General features: G+C 58.7%; 21 protein-coding genes and 1 other RNA gene. 7 read left to right on the top strand and 15 right to left on the bottom strand.

What is annotated here, in order from left to right; genetic code table 11:
* Window positions 1–43 precede the first annotated feature (43 nt).
* From GOW16_RS01625 to GOW16_RS01585, 9 genes are all read right to left on the bottom strand, one after another.
* Complete coding sequence (locus tag GOW16_RS01625; protein WP_170409604.1) at window positions 44–1,147, bottom strand: glycerate kinase type-2 family protein; 1,104 nt, start codon at window positions 1,145–1,147, stop codon at window positions 44–46.
* The gene (gene dtd / locus GOW16_RS01620) at window positions 1,147–1,584 is read right to left on the bottom strand and encodes a D-aminoacyl-tRNA deacylase (protein ID WP_170409602.1); all 438 of its coding nucleotides are present in this window, start codon (window positions 1,582–1,584) and stop codon (window positions 1,147–1,149) included. The genes GOW16_RS01625 and dtd overlap by 1 nt, the downstream gene beginning before the upstream one ends.
* Window positions 1,585–1,609: 25 nt before the next feature.
* Window positions 1,610–2,278, bottom strand: a complete 669-nt coding sequence (locus GOW16_RS01615) for a nitroreductase (protein ID WP_170409600.1) — start codon at window positions 2,276–2,278, stop codon at window positions 1,610–1,612.
* Window positions 2,279–2,378: 100 nt separating this feature from the next.
* Window positions 2,379–3,482 carry a TFIIB-type zinc finger domain-containing protein gene (locus GOW16_RS01610; RefSeq protein WP_438826258.1) on the bottom strand — a complete coding sequence of 368 codons (1,104 nt, stop codon included), beginning with the start codon at window positions 3,480–3,482 and terminating at the stop codon, window positions 2,379–2,381.
* Window positions 3,483–3,505: 23 nt separating this feature from the next.
* Entirely contained in the window at window positions 3,506–4,654 is a 1,149-nt protein-coding gene (locus tag GOW16_RS01605; protein ID WP_170409598.1) for an SPFH domain-containing protein, read from the bottom strand.
* Window positions 4,655–4,675: 21 nt separating this feature from the next.
* Complete coding sequence (locus GOW16_RS01600; RefSeq protein ID WP_438826260.1) at window positions 4,676–5,626, bottom strand: DUF2927 domain-containing protein; 951 nt, start codon at window positions 5,624–5,626, stop codon at window positions 4,676–4,678.
* A 19-nt stretch (window positions 5,627–5,645) separates the two neighbouring features.
* The gene (locus GOW16_RS01595; RefSeq protein WP_170409593.1) at window positions 5,646–6,836 is read right to left on the bottom strand and encodes a toxic anion resistance protein; all 1,191 of its coding nucleotides are present in this window, start codon (window positions 6,834–6,836) and stop codon (window positions 5,646–5,648) included.
* Between the two features lie 30 nt (window positions 6,837–6,866).
* Window positions 6,867–7,781, bottom strand: a complete 915-nt coding sequence (locus GOW16_RS01590; protein WP_170409591.1) for a 5-bromo-4-chloroindolyl phosphate hydrolysis family protein — start codon at window positions 7,779–7,781, stop codon at window positions 6,867–6,869.
* 175 nt (window positions 7,782–7,956) lie between these two features.
* Entirely contained in the window at window positions 7,957–8,766 is an 810-nt protein-coding gene (locus tag GOW16_RS01585) for a pseudouridine synthase (RefSeq protein ID WP_438826257.1), read from the bottom strand.
* Between the two features lie 61 nt (window positions 8,767–8,827).
* Between GOW16_RS01585 and GOW16_RS01580 the strand changes: the two genes are divergently transcribed.
* Window positions 8,828–9,277, top strand: coding sequence for a nucleoside deaminase (locus GOW16_RS01580; protein ID WP_170409587.1), 450 nt, complete (start codon window positions 8,828–8,830; stop codon window positions 9,275–9,277).
* A gap of 2 nt (window positions 9,278–9,279) precedes the next feature.
* On the opposite strand, the gene GOW16_RS01575 is transcribed toward GOW16_RS01580, so the two are convergent.
* Entirely contained in the window at window positions 9,280–9,972 is a 693-nt protein-coding gene (locus GOW16_RS01575) for a metal-dependent hydrolase (RefSeq protein WP_170409585.1), read from the bottom strand.
* Between the two features lie 60 nt (window positions 9,973–10,032).
* Here GOW16_RS01575 and GOW16_RS01570 point away from each other — a divergent pair, with 60 nt between their 5' ends.
* Entirely contained in the window at window positions 10,033–10,683 is a 651-nt protein-coding gene (locus GOW16_RS01570; RefSeq protein ID WP_170409583.1) for a ceramidase domain-containing protein, read from the top strand.
* Here the strand turns inward: GOW16_RS01570 and GOW16_RS01565 are convergent.
* Both GOW16_RS01565 and GOW16_RS01560 read right to left on the bottom strand, forming a co-directional pair.
* Entirely contained in the window at window positions 10,680–11,243 is a 564-nt protein-coding gene (locus GOW16_RS01565; RefSeq protein ID WP_170409581.1) for a DUF4202 domain-containing protein, read from the bottom strand. The two genes, GOW16_RS01570 and GOW16_RS01565, sit on opposite strands and share 4 nt — an antisense overlap.
* Before the next feature lie 141 nt (window positions 11,244–11,384).
* The gene (locus GOW16_RS01560) at window positions 11,385–11,549 is read right to left on the bottom strand and encodes a hypothetical protein (protein ID WP_170409579.1); all 165 of its coding nucleotides are present in this window, start codon (window positions 11,547–11,549) and stop codon (window positions 11,385–11,387) included.
* 236 nt (window positions 11,550–11,785) lie between these two features.
* Here GOW16_RS01560 and gatC point away from each other — a divergent pair, with 236 nt between their 5' ends.
* The 5 genes from gatC to rnpB all read left to right on the top strand — a co-directional run bounded on the left by gatC (window position 11,786) and on the right by rnpB (window position 15,485).
* Complete coding sequence (gene gatC / locus GOW16_RS01555; RefSeq protein ID WP_058275619.1) at window positions 11,786–12,073, top strand: Asp-tRNA(Asn)/Glu-tRNA(Gln) amidotransferase subunit GatC; 288 nt, start codon at window positions 11,786–11,788, stop codon at window positions 12,071–12,073.
* Between the two features lie 3 nt (window positions 12,074–12,076).
* Entirely contained in the window at window positions 12,077–13,564 is a 1,488-nt protein-coding gene (gatA, locus tag GOW16_RS01550; protein ID WP_170409577.1) for an Asp-tRNA(Asn)/Glu-tRNA(Gln) amidotransferase subunit GatA, read from the top strand.
* 40 nt (window positions 13,565–13,604) lie between these two features.
* Window positions 13,605–14,303, top strand: coding sequence for a hypothetical protein (locus GOW16_RS01545; protein ID WP_170409575.1), 699 nt, complete (start codon window positions 13,605–13,607; stop codon window positions 14,301–14,303).
* The gene (locus GOW16_RS01540; protein ID WP_368039860.1) at window positions 14,260–14,964 is read left to right on the top strand and encodes an N-acetylmuramoyl-L-alanine amidase; all 705 of its coding nucleotides are present in this window, start codon (window positions 14,260–14,262) and stop codon (window positions 14,962–14,964) included. The genes GOW16_RS01545 and GOW16_RS01540 overlap by 44 nt, the downstream gene beginning before the upstream one ends.
* A 123-nt stretch (window positions 14,965–15,087) precedes the next feature.
* An RNA gene (gene rnpB, locus GOW16_RS01535) (RNase P RNA component class A) lies at window positions 15,088–15,485 on the top strand.
* 8 nt (window positions 15,486–15,493) lie between these two features.
* Here rnpB and GOW16_RS01530 read toward each other — a convergent pair.
* The 3 genes from GOW16_RS01530 to GOW16_RS01520 all read right to left on the bottom strand — a co-directional run bounded on the left by GOW16_RS01530 (window position 15,494) and on the right by GOW16_RS01520 (window position 17,386).
* A complete protein-coding gene (locus GOW16_RS01530) occupies window positions 15,494–15,826 on the bottom strand; it encodes a GYD domain-containing protein (RefSeq protein WP_170409571.1) in 333 nt (110 codons plus the stop codon).
* Window positions 15,827–15,894: 68 nt separating this feature from the next.
* On the bottom strand, window positions 15,895–16,737 hold the full coding sequence (locus GOW16_RS01525; protein WP_170409569.1) for a DUF2182 domain-containing protein: 843 nt from the start codon (window positions 16,735–16,737) through the stop codon (window positions 15,895–15,897).
* Between the two features lie 13 nt (window positions 16,738–16,750).
* Window positions 16,751–17,386, bottom strand: coding sequence for a DUF1326 domain-containing protein (locus GOW16_RS01520; RefSeq protein WP_170409567.1), 636 nt, complete (start codon window positions 17,384–17,386; stop codon window positions 16,751–16,753).
* Window positions 17,387–17,699: the final 313 nt, after the last annotated feature.

Raw genomic sequence — 17,699 nt, 5'->3', positions numbered from 1 at the left:
TGTCACGGTCTTTTTCATTTTCCGATGTTTGAAAATCGTCAATTCATCGCCTGATTGCGACAACCAGGTCCATCACATTTGTTCCGGTTGGGCCTGTAACCAGCAAAGCCCCGGCTTTGTTCAGAAAACTGCCACTGTCTGCCCGTTGCAAGGCGGTCTCGGCCCCATCGCCCCAGGTCTTACCGTCGATCACCGCTCCGGCTGCGTTGGTCGGGCCATCGGTGCCGTCGGTGCCGCCGACAACAACAGTTAGGCCCGGTGTCCCAGCAATTTCCCGGGCGATTGCCAGCGCCAGCGCCTGATTGCGCCCGCCAAGGCCCGGCTTTTCCGGCAAAACCACCGTTGGTTCGCCACCGAACACCATGACGCCCGGGGGCATCCCTCTAAGGCGTGGTCCAAGATTGGATGCGATTTGCAAGAAATCGTCATGCAGGCATTCTTCGTCAGCCAACACTTGCAAACCATCTCGGCGCGCCAGTTCTGCTGCGGCCGAGCGTGCATGGGCATTCGAAGCAACGATCTGGATCGAGGCGTCAAATTTGTAAGTGTCTGGCAATGCGCCAATTCCCGATCCGATGACATTCAGATCATCCCCGGGCACATCCGAGATTGCCAATACGGTCGCCTTCGCCCCTTTGAAATGGGACAACAGCCCTCCGCCCTTTATCCGGGACAGCTTGCGACGCTCGGCGTTCATTGCGGTGATATCCAACCCTTCGGCCAGCAGCCTGTTATTCAACTGCTCCAGATCTGCCAGAGTATTCCCGGATAGCAATTCCTCTGCCAGTGATGATGCCCCGCCTGAGACCAGCAGCAGCACATGAGAATCAGGTGCCATCGCCTCGATCACTTCACGTAGCGCGCGACCACCGTTCAGGCTGCGCGCGTCCGGAACCGGATGAGAGGCCTCGATCAGCTGAACATGTTCCGGCAGACCGCGCCCGTGATCATCCTTTGTGACCACAAGCGTAGGACGCGGGCCGAAATGTTCCAATGCGGCGCTGGCCATTGCTGCTGCTGCCTTGCCGACCGCCAGGATCTGGTCGGGCGTTGGAACCCCATCCAGAACAGCTTTGGTGGCCCTCTTTCCGTCAACCGCGTCAACGCCAGCCTGCCAAATGCGAATTGCCTGTTGCTTCTGATCCATCAGCTTTCCATCCAAATCGTGACCGGCCCGTCATTGACCAGCTCTACCGCCATGTCGGCTCCGAACTGCCCGGTTTCGACGGGAACACCATGGGCCTGCAACCGTCGCGCAAATTCTTCATAGAGGTGCTTTCCCACAGCCGGCGGCGCAGCTTCGGAAAACCCAGGCCTGTTCCCGCGTGAGGTATCGGCGGCCAGCGTGAATTGGCTGATCACCAGCGCCGAGCCCCCTACATCCACAACAGAACGGTTCATCTTGCCTGTGTCATCTTTGAAAATTCGTAGCTTCGATACTTTGGCGGCCAATTGCTCGGCCTTTTGTTCGTCGTCACCCTTCATCGCGCAGACCAGGATCATCAATCCCGGACCGGACTGTCCAACCATTTGCCCATCAACCGAGACGTTAGCACGGGATACCCTTTGTAGAAGTGCGCGCAAATCTGTTCTCCGTTTGGTGACGTGGTTACCCGACCCAGTTTGTGATCTCGTCCAAACCGGCGCGGCTGGTTCGAAACCCGTTCGCGGGATGGTCTGTGTCTGAATAGCCGAACGAGATTGCACACAAGATCAGCTGATCATCGGGGATGTCGAAGTAACGGTGCAGGAACTTGCCATAGCTGGCCACGGCGGCCTGAGGGATTGTGGCCACCCCCAAGGCTTGCGCGGCGAGGGTGAAGGCCATGACAAAACCGCCGCAATCCATTGCCCCGTACGGGCCAAGTTCCGCAGGGCTTGAGATGATCGCGCAATGCGGCGCACCAAAAAGGGCAAAGTTCTCCAGCATTTGTTTTGCTGAACCCTCGCGGTCGCCGCGTTCGACGCCCACGGCCTCGTACAACGCCCAGCCGCACTCGCGGCGACGCTCTTGATAAATACCGGTATATGCCGTCGGGAACGGCAGGTCGGGTTCCGGCGCGCTGGTCGCGACTTCGCTTTGCAGCGCCTTTCGGAATTTGTCTGTCTGGGTACGGCTTGTAATCAAGACGTTCCAGGGCTGGGCGTTGCACCAGCTGGGGGCACGTAATGCACAGCTCAAAATCTGTTCGATTTGGTCTTTGGGAACAGGGTCGGAGCGGAACGCCCGGCAAGAATGCCGCTTGGCCAGTAATCGATCCAGATCGGATAGCGTCACACTGCTCTCCCCTTCGTGCAGACGAGGCGCAGGATGGCGGCAGGCTCAGCGATGTTCAAGCGGTTAAACCGCCAAAATAGCACGCGAACGCGACGCGGTTCTATTGCTGACCGGTTGCAATCATGTACCCGACACCCGCGGCAACCAGCAGACCCAGGACAACAGCGATTGTGATCTTGATGGCGGACCATGGGCGTTCGCCCTGAACACGCCCAGTCCTGCCGTTCACAACGAAACGATAGGTCTGACCTCTGTATTTGTACGCGGCCAACCAGACAGGCAGCAATATGTGCTTGAAGGTCACATCCCGAACATCCGTGTCGATCGCGTCGACACGCTGCCGGTCACCGCCGATATCAAAACGCACATCTCTTTCGATTACACGGGCCATGTGCGCGCGCGCTTCGGTGTAGCCGTCCTGCAGTTCGACGGTGTAAGCCTCGGCCCGGAACCCCGCCAGATACTCTGGCTGGTAAGGTTCAAGTGCCGGCAAGTCCCATGGCTCCAAAGCGTCGGTATATCGTTTCGGCAATGACTGAGACGCCAGCACCAGAACATCGTCAAAGAATCGGGCTACCCGGCCGGATTTTGGGGACCACCGCACTTTGGCCACCTGCTGCTGTACGCGCTTGCCGTCGCGCATAACAGTTCGGGTCTCGTAATACACCGTGCCCCGCTCACCGCGATAGCTTGATTTGGTATCTGCGTCGAAGGTCCAATAGGGCACATAAATCCCCTGCATCTTGCGACCCTTTCGGGCGTAATCCTTCAACCCATTGGGCGCGAACCACAACTTGCCCAGCCAATCCGACATCGCCTTGTGAGCCGAGCGTTCGTCCAGCGCAAATGGCAGTACGCCTTTTGGCTTGATATGCCGGTTAACACCCGTCTCCGTGACAACCGGAGTGGCGCAGAACGGGCATTCGGCCGCATGGGTGTTCGGGTCAAACTCGACCTGCGCCGCACAGTTCGGACAGGACAGGACCCGGGTTTCCTCGATTTCCGCGTCCGGCAGCTTGTTCGTCAGCGCTGCGTTGAAATCCAGCTCTTTCAGGCTGGCGCCGCCCCACGGTCCGGCACCTATGGACTCCGAGTGCCCGCAATGGTCACATGTCAGGGTGCCGTCGCCCGGATTAAACCGGTAATCCGCGCCGCATTGATCGCAGGGGAAACGATGTTCTTCGGTCATTTCTAAGCCTTGCATGTCCCGTCGCCCAGACAGCCGTGTCACGCACCCGGCGGCGGAGGGGGCAGGATCGTAAAGAGCTGCGCCAATTCCTGCACGTCACCCGCTTTCTTCCAGCCGTCCTGACCAGCCGTCCAGACATGGGTATCGCGGGTGATTTCACCTTCGGTTGCCATTCGGCCCATCTTGGCCTTGGAAAACGGTCCGCTGGTCCGCCCGTCCACGGCGATATGCCAGACATGCTCGACCGGTGGAGGCGGCGGCGGTGCCGCATGCGCCGCCGGTTGCGGGGCAGCGGGGGTGGAACCGCCCCACGGGCCGCTTGGTTGACCCGCTGCCATGTTCGACATCTGCTGTGCCATCGCCATGCCCATTCCCATGCCAAGACCCGCGCCCATTCCGCCGCCCTGACCGGAGTTGTTTGCGGCAGCAGTCATCGCTTCGGCGGCGGAATACTGGGTGAACTTGCCCAGATCGCCCGCCAATCCCATCGACGTCCGCTTGTCCAACGCAGCCTCGACCGCAGGCGGTAGCGAGATGTTTTCGATGTAGAACTCGGGCATCTCGAGCCCGTAACCTTCCAGCACGGGCGACACCTCGGCGGCGATAAGTTTACCCAGATCGGCGGTGTTGGCGGCCATGTCCAGCACCGGAATGCCCGATCCTGCGATTACGCGGCTGAACTCCTGCACGATGATGTTACGGATCTGAAAGCTGATCTCATCCATGGTGAATTCACCATCGGTGCCGACGATTTCAATCAGGAACTTCGCGGGGTCCTTGACCCGGACCGTGTATGTGCCAAAGGCGCGGATACGGGTCGGTCCGAATTCCGGATCGCGCAGCATGATCGGGTTCTTGGTGCCCCATTTCAGATCATTGAAACGCGTCGTGTTAACGAAATAGATCTCGGACTTGAAGGGCGACTGAAATCCGTGATCCCAATGCTGCAGCGTCGTCAGGATCGGCATGTTGTTGGTCTCAAGCATATAAAGACCCGGCGTGAAAACGTCTGCCAATTGCCCCTCGTGCACGAATACCGCTGCCTGTCCTTCACGCACCGTCAGCTTGGCACCGTACTTGATCGCATGCCCTTCACGCTCGAAACGCCAGACCATTGTGTCACGGGTGTCGTCGACCCAGTGAATGACGTCGATAAATTCTCCGGTCAGAAAATCGAAAATACCCATTGGGGTCTCCTTTCCTTGGGCTCAGAGCTGCTGGCCCATCAATTCGCGAGCAATAATCCGGACCACCGGGCGGGCGTCTTCGGCCGTTACACCGGGTTCAAGGCGCGGGTCATAAAGCATTGTCAGAAGTTTTTCGTCATGGCTGGTCAACAGCGCAAACTCGTCATTGTCGTTGAATATCGAAGGCCGTGCGGCGGGGCTGTCATTGGATAGCCCAAGCCCTTGCGCGATCTCTTCGTGAATGCAGCTGCGGCGGGTAAGGTCCGGCAGTTCAGCCCGGATGAGCGTGACGGCCCGCACAAATTTATACGGCGAGTTTTTGGTGGGAGACGCAAAAACAAGACAATCGATATTGGCACGCGGGTTTGCTACCAAGTCTAGCGAAGGCGTGCTGATACCGGGGATCAGCTGTTTCAAACGTTTCACCACATAGGCGCTGTCATCTTTGCCTGCAAAGAAGACATGGAAGTTTGCCTTGCGATTGACGACCGAGATCGGGTGATCCGTCAGTTTACCCAGCCGCTCCGCGAACGCCTCGACGTCAGCCGCGTCTTTTTTGCGTATATCGGGTGCTACGGATGGGGCGAACTCGGTCTGAATCCGCACAGGCCCGGCCCACCGGCTAAGCTGTCCGTCCGTTCGCCGAATGCGCGTGGTCACCGCGTGATCGGGGTATTCGCTGTAAAAGGCTATGGCCTCGAAATTGCGGGCCAGATCGTCGGCGTCGTAGGGTGTATCAGGTCCGCCTCCGTCCACGCGCAACATGTCACGGGTCAGCAGGTCACGTTCGACCCGCTGGTAAAACCGGGCCAGATCCTGACTTGCGGCGGACGGGGGAACGTAGGCGTTTGGCGCCGGCGCAGGTGCCACCGGTCGCGGCTGCGGGGCAACCGAAGATGTCAGCGCTTCATCGCAATTGGCCAGCGCCAACAGCGCCACCACGCCTATAAGGGGTTTCAGATATCCCGGTATCCGCACGCCTAACCTGCCTTTAACTAGAAACCGCAGTTCCAGCGTTGTCGCCGACCCCGTCTTTGCGGGCCTTGGCAGCGGCAAGGGTGTCGCGCAGCTCGGTCTCCATCTTCTGCAATTCCTGTTCAGCAGCGGCGCGTTTGGCCTTGCCTTCGTCGGCAATTGCCAGGCTTTCGTTGATCGTACCGATCAGATCGGCATTGGCTTGCTTGACTGCTTCGATATCAAATACACCGCGTTCCATTTCCTCGCGGATCATTTTGTTCGACTGGCGCAGGTTCGCCGCGTTCGAAGTCAGCAGCTCATTCGTCAGGTCATTCGCATCGCGCACGGCCGAAGCTGCTTCGGCGCTGCGCTGGATGGTAACGGCCTGCGCCAGTTGTGTTTCCCACAGAGGCACTGTGTTGACGAGGGTCGAGTTGATCTTTGTCACCAGCGACTTGTCGTTTTCCTGTACCAACCGGATCGAGGGAAGCGACTGCATAGTCACCTGACGAGTCAGCTTCAGGTCGTGCACACGCCGTTCCAGATCGTCTCGGGCGGCGCGCAAGTCGCGTAGCTCTTGCGCCTTCATCACTTGTTGGTCTTCGGGCACCGCCTGAACTTCGGCTTCTTTTTCGGGGATGTCCTGGCTGTCCAGCTCGGTCAGCTTTTCTTCGCCTGCTGCGATATACAGCGCAAGCTCGTCGTAGAAACCCAGTGTCTTTTCATACAGCAGGTCCAGCGACTTGATGTCTTTCAGCAGCGTGTGTTCATGGCCCAGCAAGTCGTCTGTGATCTTGTCGATCTGCCCCTGAACGTCTTCAAACTGCGCGGTGAATTTTGCGAATGGCGCTGCCTTACCAATCAGTTTTTCCCACCAGCTGCGTTCGCGCCGGACGTCGAGTTCACTGACCGAAAATCCACGGATCGTCGTGACAATATTGCGCAGGCTATCCCCGGCGGGTCCGACATCCTTGTTGCGCACATCCGCCAACATGGCCTGGCTGATTTCCTGCAGTTCCGCCTGGGCAGACGACCCGAACGCAACGATGGAATTGGTGTTATCCATGTCGATCTCGTCCATGCGCTTACGGATTTCGGCGCTGACGGGTTCGTCGGCTTCTTCCAGCGAGACGATTTCGGCAGTCGGGTCGGGCAGGGCTACAGCCGTCACTTCCTGTACCAATGTTTCAGCTTCGACCGCCTTGTTCTTGATGTCATCGGACATGGGGGTAATCCTCTCTCAAATTGTGGCCGGTCAGTCCAACCGGACGCCTTCGCGTTGCAGCCTTTCGCGCAACACATCAATTTCAACCGTCAGATCACTGCGGTCATCCAAAAGCATCTTGCGGGTGCGAGCCGCGAAATTTTGTTCAAGATCATCCAACAGGGCTGAATAATCCTCCAACGTCTTCGCATCGCGTGTTCGGGCGTAAACATCTGCGAATTTGACCGTCGCGTCACGCGCACCCTGCAAATAAACGGTCAGGTACTTTCGTGCTCCAGCCAGATCGCGCGGGTCTTCCTCGACCGTGCGGAACAGTTCGCGGGCGGTATCCTGAAACCGTTCGACGCGAGCCTCGATCCTGCGGTCGCCCGCGCGCTTGATGGCATCGGTCATCTCGGACAGATGCGTTTCCGCGTCTTCCACCACGCGGGCCACGCGGTCTTGCTGAAAGGTGTCGATGCCCTCCATACCCTTGTCTTTCATCGGATCAATTCCGAATGAGACAGAGTGGAGGGCGCCAGCCACCAAGCCAAACAGGATCGGAGCAATAAGGCTAGCCTCGGACACTGTGACCGCATCCAGAAACTCGGTGCGGTACGCGGCCAACCCGATCCCAAGTCCAGTCAGCAGACTGGAGAATATCTTTCTGGGAAACGCCGGACGACGGGCGGTGCGCCGAGCATTATAAGCGGATTCCGCCCGCAACCCTTCACGCAAGAGGAATGCCGCGCCGGTCAAAACACCGGCTGCAATCAGCCCGATTGTCATGCCAACTGCGCCGTCGTTCAGTGACAGGAACACCAAAGGGATCGCGGGCAAGAACAAAAGGTTGGCGCGGGCGCCGGCAGGTTCGACGCGTACGCCGTCAAACTGGCCGCGCGGAGTTTGCTCTGGCTGTGCCGAGTCGCCCTGAGGGCTGTATTTCCCGCCATACCGTTTGGTCATGCGCTCACAAGCCCCCTAGCAGGCCAGTGCACACGCCAAGCATTAGTGCCAACAGCACGACATAGGCTAATTTTTGCACTCCGGTCCCGGACATGGCGCCCCCCCAAGTATGCCCCTTGTGGAAATCTAGGCCATGAGAGGCCGTGGCGCTAGGGGGAAGGTTGTCTAACCTGCGTCACTTGCGAGGTTTCTTGCCGATGGGGGGCCGTTTCCGTTGTGGTCGCGCGGGTCGTTTGGTCGGGGCTTCGGGCTCGGCCTCCAGACCCAACTGGTCTCGCATGACCCGGCGGCGGATCTCTTCGACTTCGCCGGGTTTCAGGCTTCCCAGTTGGAAGGGGCCGTAGGACACACGCAGCAGCCGGTTTACCGCAAAACCGATATCTTCAATCGCACGACGAATTTCACGGTTCTTGCCTTCGCGCAGACCGATGGTCAGCCACGCATTCGCGCCTTGCTGGCGATCAAGCGTGACGTCCATCGGCAAAAAGCGCTCCCCGTCGATCACAAGCCCCTTACGGAGTGGTGCAAAATCCTCGTCCTTGGGGCGGCCGTTCACCCGCACGCGGTATTTGCGCAGCCATCCGGTCGAGGGCAGCTCCAACTTGCGCTTGATCCCGCCGTCATTAGTCAACAGCAGCAAACCTTCCGAGTTCAGGTCCAGCCGACCGACGCTCATGACCCTCGGGATGTCCTCAGGCAAATTGTCGAAGATCGTCGCGCGCCCCTTTTCGTCGCGGGTCGTTGTCACAAGACCCGAAGGCTTGTGATACAACCACAGGCGCGACGGTTCTGGTTCGGACACCGGTTTGCCGTCGACGATGATCTTGTCTTTTGCAGTGACGTTTAGGGCAGGGCTGTCGATTGTCTTGCCATTTACACGCACACGACCGGCTTCGATCATGCGTTCAGCTTCACGGCGCGAGGCAACGCCTGCGCGGGCAAGGACTTTGGCGATCCGGTCGCCGGGAGGAGGGGTTTTGGTCATCCGCAGCCCATAGCGCATCCCAGCCGCTTGCGAAAGACAGGTTTCTGTTGCAGTCAGAGGCATGGTGTTCAGATCGCATATGGATAAAGCGTTGGTTGAAGCGCGAGCTGCGGCATCGCGCGGCGAAGTGCCTGTGGGCGCTGTTATTGTCGGACCCGATGGCGTGATCGTGGCCTCTGCTGGCAACCGCACCCGTGAGTTAAACGACCCCACCGCCCATGCCGAGATTCTGGCTCTGCGCGCTGCTTGTGCAGCGGCGGGTTCCGAGCGTTTGCCCGATCACGACCTCTATGTGACGTTGGAGCCTTGTGCCATGTGCGCAGCGGCGCTGGCGGCCGCGCGTATCCGGCGCATCTATTACGGGGCCGCCGACCCGAAATCCGGAGGGGTAGCCCATGGCGCTCGGGTTTTCACCCACACACAAGCGCACCATGTGCCAGAGGTTTACGACGGTATCGCAGGGCAAGAGGCCGCCGACCTGCTGAAAGACTTTTTCGCCGCGCGGCGTTGACCCTAAAGGGTGATGGCTTTCATCACTTCGGGTTCGATGACATCCACCCCCGGTAACCCGTCGGTCAGCGCCTGCGCGGACTGTTCCAGGATCGGGAAGGTCTTGTAATGGCAGGGAATCACGGTTTTGAAGTCAAAGTACCGCTTGGCCGCGTAAGCCGCGCCCTTCATATCCATTGTGAAATGGCCGCCTGCTGAAAGGATACCTATGTCGGGTTTGTAGTAATCCCCCATCCAATCCATATCGGCCATGATATCTGTGTCGCCAGAGACATACAGCATGCGCCCTTCAGAGGCGATCATGAACCCGACCTCGCTACCGCCGGTGCGCAGCCCATCCGGGGTCGAAAAAGTCGAGCTGTGAGAGGCGGGCACCATTGAGACCTTTACGCCGTTCAGGTTCACAGTCCCGCCCTTGTTGTATCCGATGGTTTCCAACCCTTCGGCCTCGCTCCAATACCCCATCAGGTCGTATTGCCCTACGACGGGAACCTTCAGGTGCTTGGCCAGCGATACGACATCGGCGACATGATCAAAATGTGTGTGGGTCAGTAGAATATGTGTCGCCCCATTCAGCGCGCGGTCGTGCTGGTCCTCGGACAAGACAGGGTTGCCGGTCAGCCAGGGGTCGATCAGTAGAACCTGTCCGCCGGTTTCGATGCGGAAACTACCGTGGCCAAGCCAAATGATGTCCATGAATTCATCCTCCCAACACAAACTGTTGGCATCAACTTAGCATCGGCTATGTAAAAGTTCATGGATTGGTTGCAGGAAATAGATGGTTATTGCGAGCGCGTGTCGCCCGCCTATTGGGCGGAGCCGGTAAACGCGGTGACGAACGCTGCGTTTCTGATTGCTGCATTCGTCATGTGGCGACGTGTTCGCGGGCAGGGGATGCCGTTGGCGATGCTATTGGTGGTCATTCTGGTCGCCATCGGAATTGGTAGTTACTTGTTCCATACCCACGCGCAGGTCTGGGCGGCTTTGGCGGATGTGCTGCCGATTCTGCTATACATTCTGGTCTATATCTTCGCGATCAACCGGGACGTTTGGCATATGCGATCGCTCGTGGCTGGGGTCGTGACGGCACTGTTCATCCCCTACGCCGCAGCGACGGTGCCCCTGTTCCAGTTTGTGCCGGGATTGGGGGGATCGGCGTCTTATGCCCCGGTGCCGCTTCTGATCCTGATCTATGCATTCTTGTTACGCCACCGCGTACCGGACACTGCCCGTGGTCTGGCCATCGGGGCAGTGATCCTGATCGCCTCGATCACCTTCCGTGCGCTGGACGAACCCACATGTGGGCAGATCCCATTGGGCACGCATTTCATGTGGCACATCCTGAACGCCATATTGCTGGGCTGGATGATCGAAGTGTATCGCAGGCACCTGACCCGCGCGGCTTAGGGCTGAAACGCCGCGGCAAGCTCGTCGGGCAGGTCAAATTCGGTCAAGACACGCGCGCGACCGTCGGCCGACATTTTGCGCGCGGTTTTTTCGACAATGCTTTGGATTTTCTCGGCCGAGTGCTTTTCGGCGAACGGTGCAAAATACCATTTGAGGAAGACGAAACAGATAACATCCTCCAGCGCCTGCACCTCGTCATCACGCTTGATGCCTTGTTTGCGAAGCATCCGTCCGGCGGCTTCGGTGTTCTCTGTCGAGTAGCCGTTCTGTTCCATAAGTGCCATCACGACCTGGGCATGGTGAACGCCTTGCGCTTTGCGCCAGGCCAGGTATCCAGCGCGACCTTCTGGATATTCGCTGCGCGAGAGCTTCCACCGCTCCACATGCTGCCCCCGTGCGGCTATCTGCAACGGGTCGGACGCATCTGGGAATAACCTGTCCAACTCGGCGCTCATGCGCTGCCCATAAAGCAATTCGGCCGGCTGGCCGTCTTCCAGGTTGGGGTCATGTGAATTGGCCGCATCAATTGCGTCCAGAACAGCTTGCTTGCGCGTGTTCATCTTCCGCTCCGTTGGCTTGCCGGACCTGCAGTGCGGTCCGGCGGGTTATTTCGTGCCATCGTAACGGTTTGCGACGTCGGGCGCAGCACGCAATTGCCGGGTCGGGGTATTTGGACCCGACCCGGTTTTGCGGTTGGGGGGTTACTTGCCCGGCTTAGTCTGATCTTTGGTGACAGGTTCCGATACCTGATCGGGGAAAATCAGGTTGCGGGTCAGGGTGTCCATGCTTGGGCCATATGCGCCCGCCTGAGCTTGCGCTGCAAGAACTGTCGTGGCCAATACAAAGGCAGTCATGAACGTTTTCATCGTTTTTCTCCTAATAAGGCTGTGCCGTAACATATGAAATGAACAGTTCAGTTTAGTATTTCAAGAGGCGAAGTGAACTATTTAGTTCATTTTTATATAGGGGGTATGCAGGAATGAATGGTCTTGTCGGAAATATGGGCCTTTACGACAGATCCAAGGATGGATCAGGGCCTCGGTGGTCTTGCGACCCGGCGACCAGACAGGTAAATGCCCCCTAACGCATATGAGGATATCCGATGTCGATTGACCAAAGCAACGCCGCCAAGGTGGCCAAACTGGCCCGGATCAAGGTCGAGGATGACGCGCTGCCTGCGCTGGCATCTGAATTCAACACCATCCTTGGGTTCATCGAACAACTGAACGAAGTGGATGTCGAAGGTGTCGAGCCGATGGTCTCGGTCGAGCCGATGCGTCTGAAACGCCGCGAGGATGTGGTCACTGACGGGAACCAGCAGGACAAGGTTCTGGCCAATGCCCCCGATGCGCGCGAAGGGTTCTTCGCTGTTCCCAAAGTTGTGGAGTAAGACATGAGCGATCTGAACAAACTGGGCCTGGCCGATGCGCGTGACGCACTGCGTGCCGGTGACGTAACCTCTGTCGAGCTGACCGAATCCTGCCTGAAAGCGATCGACGAAGCAGATGCGCTGAACGCTTTTGTTCACAAAACGCCCGAGATTGCGTTAGAGCGTGCCAAGGCGGCGGATGAGCGGATCAAGACCGGCGATGCACCGTCGATGTGCGGTCTGCCGATCGGCATCAAGGATCTGTTCTGCACCAAGGGAGTTCCCTCGCAAGCGGCTTCTAAAATCCTCGAAGGCTTCAAGCCAGAATACGAATCCACTGTGTCGCAACAACTGGCCGATGCCGGTGCTGTGATGCTGGGCAAGCTGAACATGGACGAATTCGCGATGGGCTCGTCCAACGAAACATCCGTTTATGGCAACGCGGTTAGCCCGTGGCGCCGCGGCAACGACGACGCGCAGCTGACACCCGGAGGCTCGTCCGGTGGGTCGGCCTCGGCCGTCGCGGCTGACCTTTGTCTGGCCGCAACGGGCACCGACACGGGTGGTTCGATCCGCCAGCCCGCCGCCTTCACCGGCATCACCGGCATCAAGCCGACCTATGGCCGCTGCTCGCGCTGGGGCATCGTCGCGTTCGCCTCGTCGCTGGATCAGGCCGGGCCAATGACCAAAAACGTCCGTGACGCCGCAATTATGCTCGAGACCATGTGCGGCCACGACCCCAAGGATTCGACCAGCACTGAACTGGCCGTGCCGAATTTCGAGGCGATGCTGACCGGCGACATCAAGGGCAAGAAAATCGGTATCCCCAAGGAATACCGCATGGACGGTATGCCCGCCGAGATCGAAAAACTCTGGGCTGAAGGTGCTGAGATGCTGAAAGCGGCGGGTGCCGAGATCGTTGATATCTCGCTGCCGCACACCAAATACGCGTTGCCTGCGTATTACGTGATTGCACCGGCTGAGGCGTCTTCGAACCTCGCACGTTATGACGGTGTCCGCTATGGCCGCCGCGCGCAGCTGGCACAGGGTGATGGAATCACCGAAATGTACGAAAAGACCCGCGCCGAAGGTTTCGGCCACGAAGTACAGCGTCGGGTGATGATCGGTACCTACGTGCTGTCGGCAGGGTTCTACGATGCCTACTATAACCGTGCTCGCAAGGTGCGGACCCTGATCAAGAAAGACTTCGAAGATGTCTTCGCCGCAGGGATCGACGCAATCCTGACACCGGCAACCCCGTCGGCGTCGTTCGGTCTGGGTGAAATGACTGAGGCGGACCCGGTGCAGATGTACCTCAACGACGTCTTCACCGTGACCGTGAACCTTGCAGGCTTGCCGGGTATCTCGGTTCCCGCAGGTCTGGACCAACAAGGATTGCCGCTGGGACTGCAATTGATTGGCCGTCCGTGGGAAGAAGGCGATCTGCTGAACACAGCCTATGCGTTGGAAAGCGCCGCTGGATTTGTGGCCAAACCGGGCAAATGGTGGTAATCCTCGGATCAGGCAAGACCAGCTAAGACGGAGCAGCTGAATGCGCTTTACGCTTCTGATTCCCGCAATCGGGCTTGTGGCCGCCTGCAACACGGTGGCCCCGGTCCAGGGTACAGGATTTAACACGTCTCAATATCAGGCGCAGCGCGAGGCAGCGCTGGCCGGGCAGGGCTACACCGGAAATCCGTTGGTCGGTCCCGTCGACGTGTCGGAACAGCAACTTGGCGCACCTGGCAGCGCACCGACCGGGGATAACGCTGATATCGCGTCGGCAACGGCGGCTGCACTGGCCAACACATCTGGACAAAGCACGCTGACGCAAGCTCCCTTGTCCGCAAGTGGCAATAATGCGATTTCGGATGAACAGGATTTTGCGGCTGTTTCAGGCCGCCGCACGATCGAATCTGACGCAGCTCTGATCCAACAGAACCGCCAGACCTATGAGGTTGTCGCTCCGACCGCCGTTCCGCAGCGCGGATCGGACGGACAGCCAAATATTGTGCAATATGCCCTGAGCACCTCGAACCCCGTTGGCACACAGCTTTACAGCCGCGCTGGCTTTAACCTCGAGGCCAAGGCCCAGCGGAACTGCGCCAAGTACCCGTCGCCCGACCAGGCTCAGATCGAGTTTCTGGCCAATGGCGGCCCGCAGCGTGACCGCAACGGGTTGGACCCGGACGGGGATGGATATGCCTGTGGCTGGGATCCCAGTGCATTCCGCAGTGCCGTCAATAACTGACCCACAGGCGCCGATCTGGCACCCTTCTCCCAACTTCGGGCCGCGCAGGGACGGGCTGAAGCCCTCCCTGATCGTATTGCACTATACGGCAATGAACGGCGCGCAAGAGGCGCTGGACAGGCTATGCGATCCCGTCCACGAGGTCTCGGCCCATTATCTGATTGGGGGCGACGGAACCCTCTGGCAAATGGTGCGGGAAGAAGACCGCGCCTGGCATGCAGGGGCCGGAGAGTGGCACGGTCAGAACGACATCAACTCCCGTTCCATTGGCATCGAGCTGGACAATACCGGGAAACATCCGTTCTCGGATCTGCAAATGCATCAGTTGGAGCAGTTGCTACGCCAGGTAATGCGTCGTTGGGCCATTCGGCCAAACGGCGTTATTGGCCATTCCGACATGGCACCCGGGCGCAAATTCGATCCGGGACCACGATTTGACTGGTTGCGGCTGGAGCGCAACGCGCTGGCCGCACCACGCGGATGTGGAGGTAGCCAACAAAATGCCTCACAGGCCCGGTTTCGAACCCTTGCTCAAGCAGCCGGTTTCAGCGCGGATATAGACGACGAAACCTTGCTGAGCGCTGTCCGTTTGCGATATCGCCCTTGGGGCGCAGGCCCGTTGCAGCAGGCCGATTTCGAACCCTTGATCACACAAACCTGATCCGCTCTTCATCTGGCCAAAAGTATCTCGGGGTTGAATTGGCCGCAGGCCAAGAAGGGGCTGGCCCCTTGATGCGCCCTCCACCCTTGACGCGGCTGGGCACAGGGCATACCCACCCCGTGCGCGGAGGGCCGGATGGCCGCTGGGGCGTCAGCCCGAGAGGAAAGTCCGGACTCCACAAGGCAACGGTGCCGGGTAACGCCCGGGCGGGGAAACCCGACGGAAAGCGCCACAGAAATCAGACCGCCCAAGACTTCGGTCAAGGGTAAGGGTGAAACGGTGGGGTAAGAGCCCACCGCGCCCCTGGCAACAGGGGTGGCACGGCAAGCCCCACCGGGAGCAATGCCAAATAGGGTCCCCGCGCGGGCCGGTCGGCGTCAGCCGATACCGCCGCTAAGCGCGTCTTGGCCGAGAGGGACCGGGTTGGCAGCTTGAGCCGTGCAGCAATGCACGGCCTAGAGGAATGGTCATCGAAGGGGGCAACCCCGGAACAAGATCCGGCTTACAGGTCCTCCGCGCATAACTGCGGTCATTTTCCGGGCGGTGTGTATGCTCCGGTTAGCTTGGCGGCCTTCTTGGTTATGGCGGCAAAGTCCTTCGCCTTCCAGGCGCGTACCGTTTCAACATTTGACACAGCACCCGAGGCGGCAACGGCCATTCCAATTGCCACGGCATCAGTGCCATCAGGAACTTCACTGATAACCACCACGTCATTGTCGCCGGTGGTCATGTAAAACGCCAATAACTTGCCGCCGACTTTTTTCAAAAGAGCCCTGACTGCCGCTGTGCGGTCCGCCGGTTTCTTCAGCATTCCTTTGACGCCATCCTGCGAATAGGACGCATAGGTGATGAAAATAGGCATGTGTCTTCTCCTTGCTGCAATGGTTCGGAACGTTGAAATTGACCGGTTCCACGGCCTGAAATGTCGAGTTAAAAGTTGCCGAGAACACCATCCAAGACGATCCAAGTTCCCGCCGCGATCAATACGAACCCGGTCAGAGCTGGTAACCAGCGCGCACCCGGAAGCAGCTTTTCCAAAGCCACGTAGATGGCAATTCCCGCAATCCAGTACAGATTCATGATCCCGCCGACGAACAGCAGCGCCATCAAGGCCCAGCAACAGCCAAGGCAGTACAGCCCATGCAGCGCGCCGGTTCGGAACGCGCCAAACGTTCCGGGTCGGTGATGATCGGCAATGAACCGGGCAGGGCTTTGACAATGCCGCAGGCAGGCGGTCTTAAGGTCGGACAGCTGATAAGCACCCGCCGCGATCAGGACGGTGCCAGCAAACGCTTTGGACTGGATCGTCATCATCGGACCGTCTGACAGGCCGATGCCTTCCAGCCCCCACTGCAAACCCGTCGCGACGAGGCTGAAAAATGCCCAGGCGGTCAGATAACCCGCCAGAAAACAAAAGCTGAACCGTGCCGCCTTGTCTTTTTCAGGGCCGGCACGCTTAATCGCCGTGTATAACAAAACCGCGGGTGCGGCGCTGGGGGTCATCATCGCGATCATCATGACCCACCACATTAGAAAGATCAGAATTGCGTATTGCAGGTCCCAAAGGGGCGTTGCGCCCATTTGCATGGGCTCTCCGATCGGACCCGCCATTCTGGTCATTTCGGCTGCCGTCATGTTCATCCCGACCCCGGCGATGGTGTACCAGGCCGAAATCAGGACAATCAGTGAAACGCCAGACAGCACGATAACCCGTTCACGCCGCATAAGCCGCTCCACCGCGCCAATGCGGGGCGGGGTGGGATGGGATGTCATGATATTCCTCTGATCAGGCACCCAGCACACCGTGGCCTGAAATGTTCAGGTGGGCCAGATGAGCGTGCGTTGCGTCGAAGGTCAGGCTTATTTCACCGCCATGTGTCTTGGCAGAGCCCGAGGCAGCCTCGGCGTGACGGTATTCAAACCCGTTTGGCAGCTGGATCGAAGCCCGGTGCGCCGCGCCCGAGACGATATGCGGAATCGGGCTGACCTCGACATCGAAGATGCCTGCCGCCTTGGCGAAACCCGTGCGTTCGTCGCGATCCCATTTCAGATCGATCGGAACGAAAAGCGTTTCGTGCTTGGTCGGGGCCATGGCGCTGTAGACGTACCACATCGTTGCCATTTCATCCGTATCTTCACCGGTCATGATGGCTTGCAAGGCCGCGCGCTGATCGGCGCTGGCACTTTCATCTATGATCAGTTGCATCTGACCGTTGCCCTCATGGATTGGGCCTGGCCAATAGTACGCGCCCGCGGCCCTTACACCCGCCAGATCAGTGTCCCCATAGTGGCCGCTTTCAATGTCAAACACGACGATGGCCTCGCAATTGCCATGTGTCGGAAGTACGCTGAACTGGCAGGGGCAACCGAAGTTGCAGTTACAATTGGCCAGTTCTTCACCCTTAATAGTCCATTCGGTCATGATGCCCCCAAACAAAATCAATCGTGCAAACGCTGCTTACGCGGTTGCTTGCCTGTTCGTGGTGCCTCGAAGATTGAGCCGGAAATTGGCTTCTTGGGATTGTTGATGGTGCGGTCACTATCACAAATTCGAATTTCTGACAAATTAGACCTGCGTTTGTGCGGGAATACGCCTGTTTCATGCTCATTCGGTGAAGCGTGGCCACCATTGGCTTACTTTGCGCTAGCGTTGAGCTGGTCTGCCAAGTCGGTGGATCATTGGGGCAATGATATCTGCTATATTGTGGAAACGGGTTTTGAGTATTTGGAGGATT

The sequence above is a fragment of the Ruegeria atlantica genome (assembly GCF_013033965.1).
GTDB classification, from domain to species: domain Bacteria; phylum Pseudomonadota; class Alphaproteobacteria; order Rhodobacterales; family Rhodobacteraceae; genus Ruegeria; species Ruegeria atlantica_D.
The sequence above is the reverse complement of the archived record's forward strand: the minus strand, read 5'-3'. Positions and strand labels throughout refer to the sequence as shown.

Coding starts and splice junctions, on each gene's coding strand:
- GOW16_RS01625 (WP_170409604.1), bottom strand. CDS start 1,147: ATGGATCAGAAGCAACAGGCAATTCGCATTTGGCAGGCTGGCGTTGAC.
- GOW16_RS01610 (WP_438826258.1), bottom strand. CDS start 3,482: ATGCAAGGCTTAGAAATGACCGAAGAACATCGTTTCCCCTGCGATCAA.
- GOW16_RS01605 (WP_170409598.1), bottom strand. CDS start 4,654: ATGGGTATTTTCGATTTTCTGACCGGAGAATTTATCGACGTCATTCAC.
- GOW16_RS01595 (WP_170409593.1), bottom strand. CDS start 6,836: ATGTCCGATGACATCAAGAACAAGGCGGTCGAAGCTGAAACATTGGTA.
- GOW16_RS01590 (WP_170409591.1), bottom strand. CDS start 7,781: ATGACCAAACGGTATGGCGGGAAATACAGCCCTCAGGGCGACTCGGCA.
- GOW16_RS01585 (WP_438826257.1), bottom strand. CDS start 8,766: ATGACCAAAACCCCTCCTCCCGGCGACCGGATCGCCAAAGTCCTTGCC.
- GOW16_RS01580 (WP_170409587.1), top strand. CDS start 8,828: ATGGTGTTCAGATCGCATATGGATAAAGCGTTGGTTGAAGCGCGAGCT.
- GOW16_RS01575 (WP_170409585.1), bottom strand. CDS start 9,972: ATGGACATCATTTGGCTTGGCCACGGTAGTTTCCGCATCGAAACCGGC.
- GOW16_RS01570 (WP_170409583.1), top strand. CDS start 10,033: ATGGATTGGTTGCAGGAAATAGATGGTTATTGCGAGCGCGTGTCGCCC.
- GOW16_RS01565 (WP_170409581.1), bottom strand. CDS start 11,243: ATGAACACGCGCAAGCAAGCTGTTCTGGACGCAATTGATGCGGCCAAT.
- GOW16_RS01560 (WP_170409579.1), bottom strand. CDS start 11,549: ATGAAAACGTTCATGACTGCCTTTGTATTGGCCACGACAGTTCTTGCA.
- gatC (WP_058275619.1), top strand. CDS start 11,786: ATGTCGATTGACCAAAGCAACGCCGCCAAGGTGGCCAAACTGGCCCGG.
- gatA (WP_170409577.1), top strand. CDS start 12,077: ATGAGCGATCTGAACAAACTGGGCCTGGCCGATGCGCGTGACGCACTG.
- GOW16_RS01545 (WP_170409575.1), top strand. CDS start 13,605: ATGCGCTTTACGCTTCTGATTCCCGCAATCGGGCTTGTGGCCGCCTGC.
- GOW16_RS01530 (WP_170409571.1), bottom strand. CDS start 15,826: ATGCCTATTTTCATCACCTATGCGTCCTATTCGCAGGATGGCGTCAAA.
- GOW16_RS01525 (WP_170409569.1), bottom strand. CDS start 16,737: ATGACATCCCATCCCACCCCGCCCCGCATTGGCGCGGTGGAGCGGCTT.
- GOW16_RS01520 (WP_170409567.1), bottom strand. CDS start 17,386: ATGACCGAATGGACTATTAAGGGTGAAGAACTGGCCAATTGTAACTGC.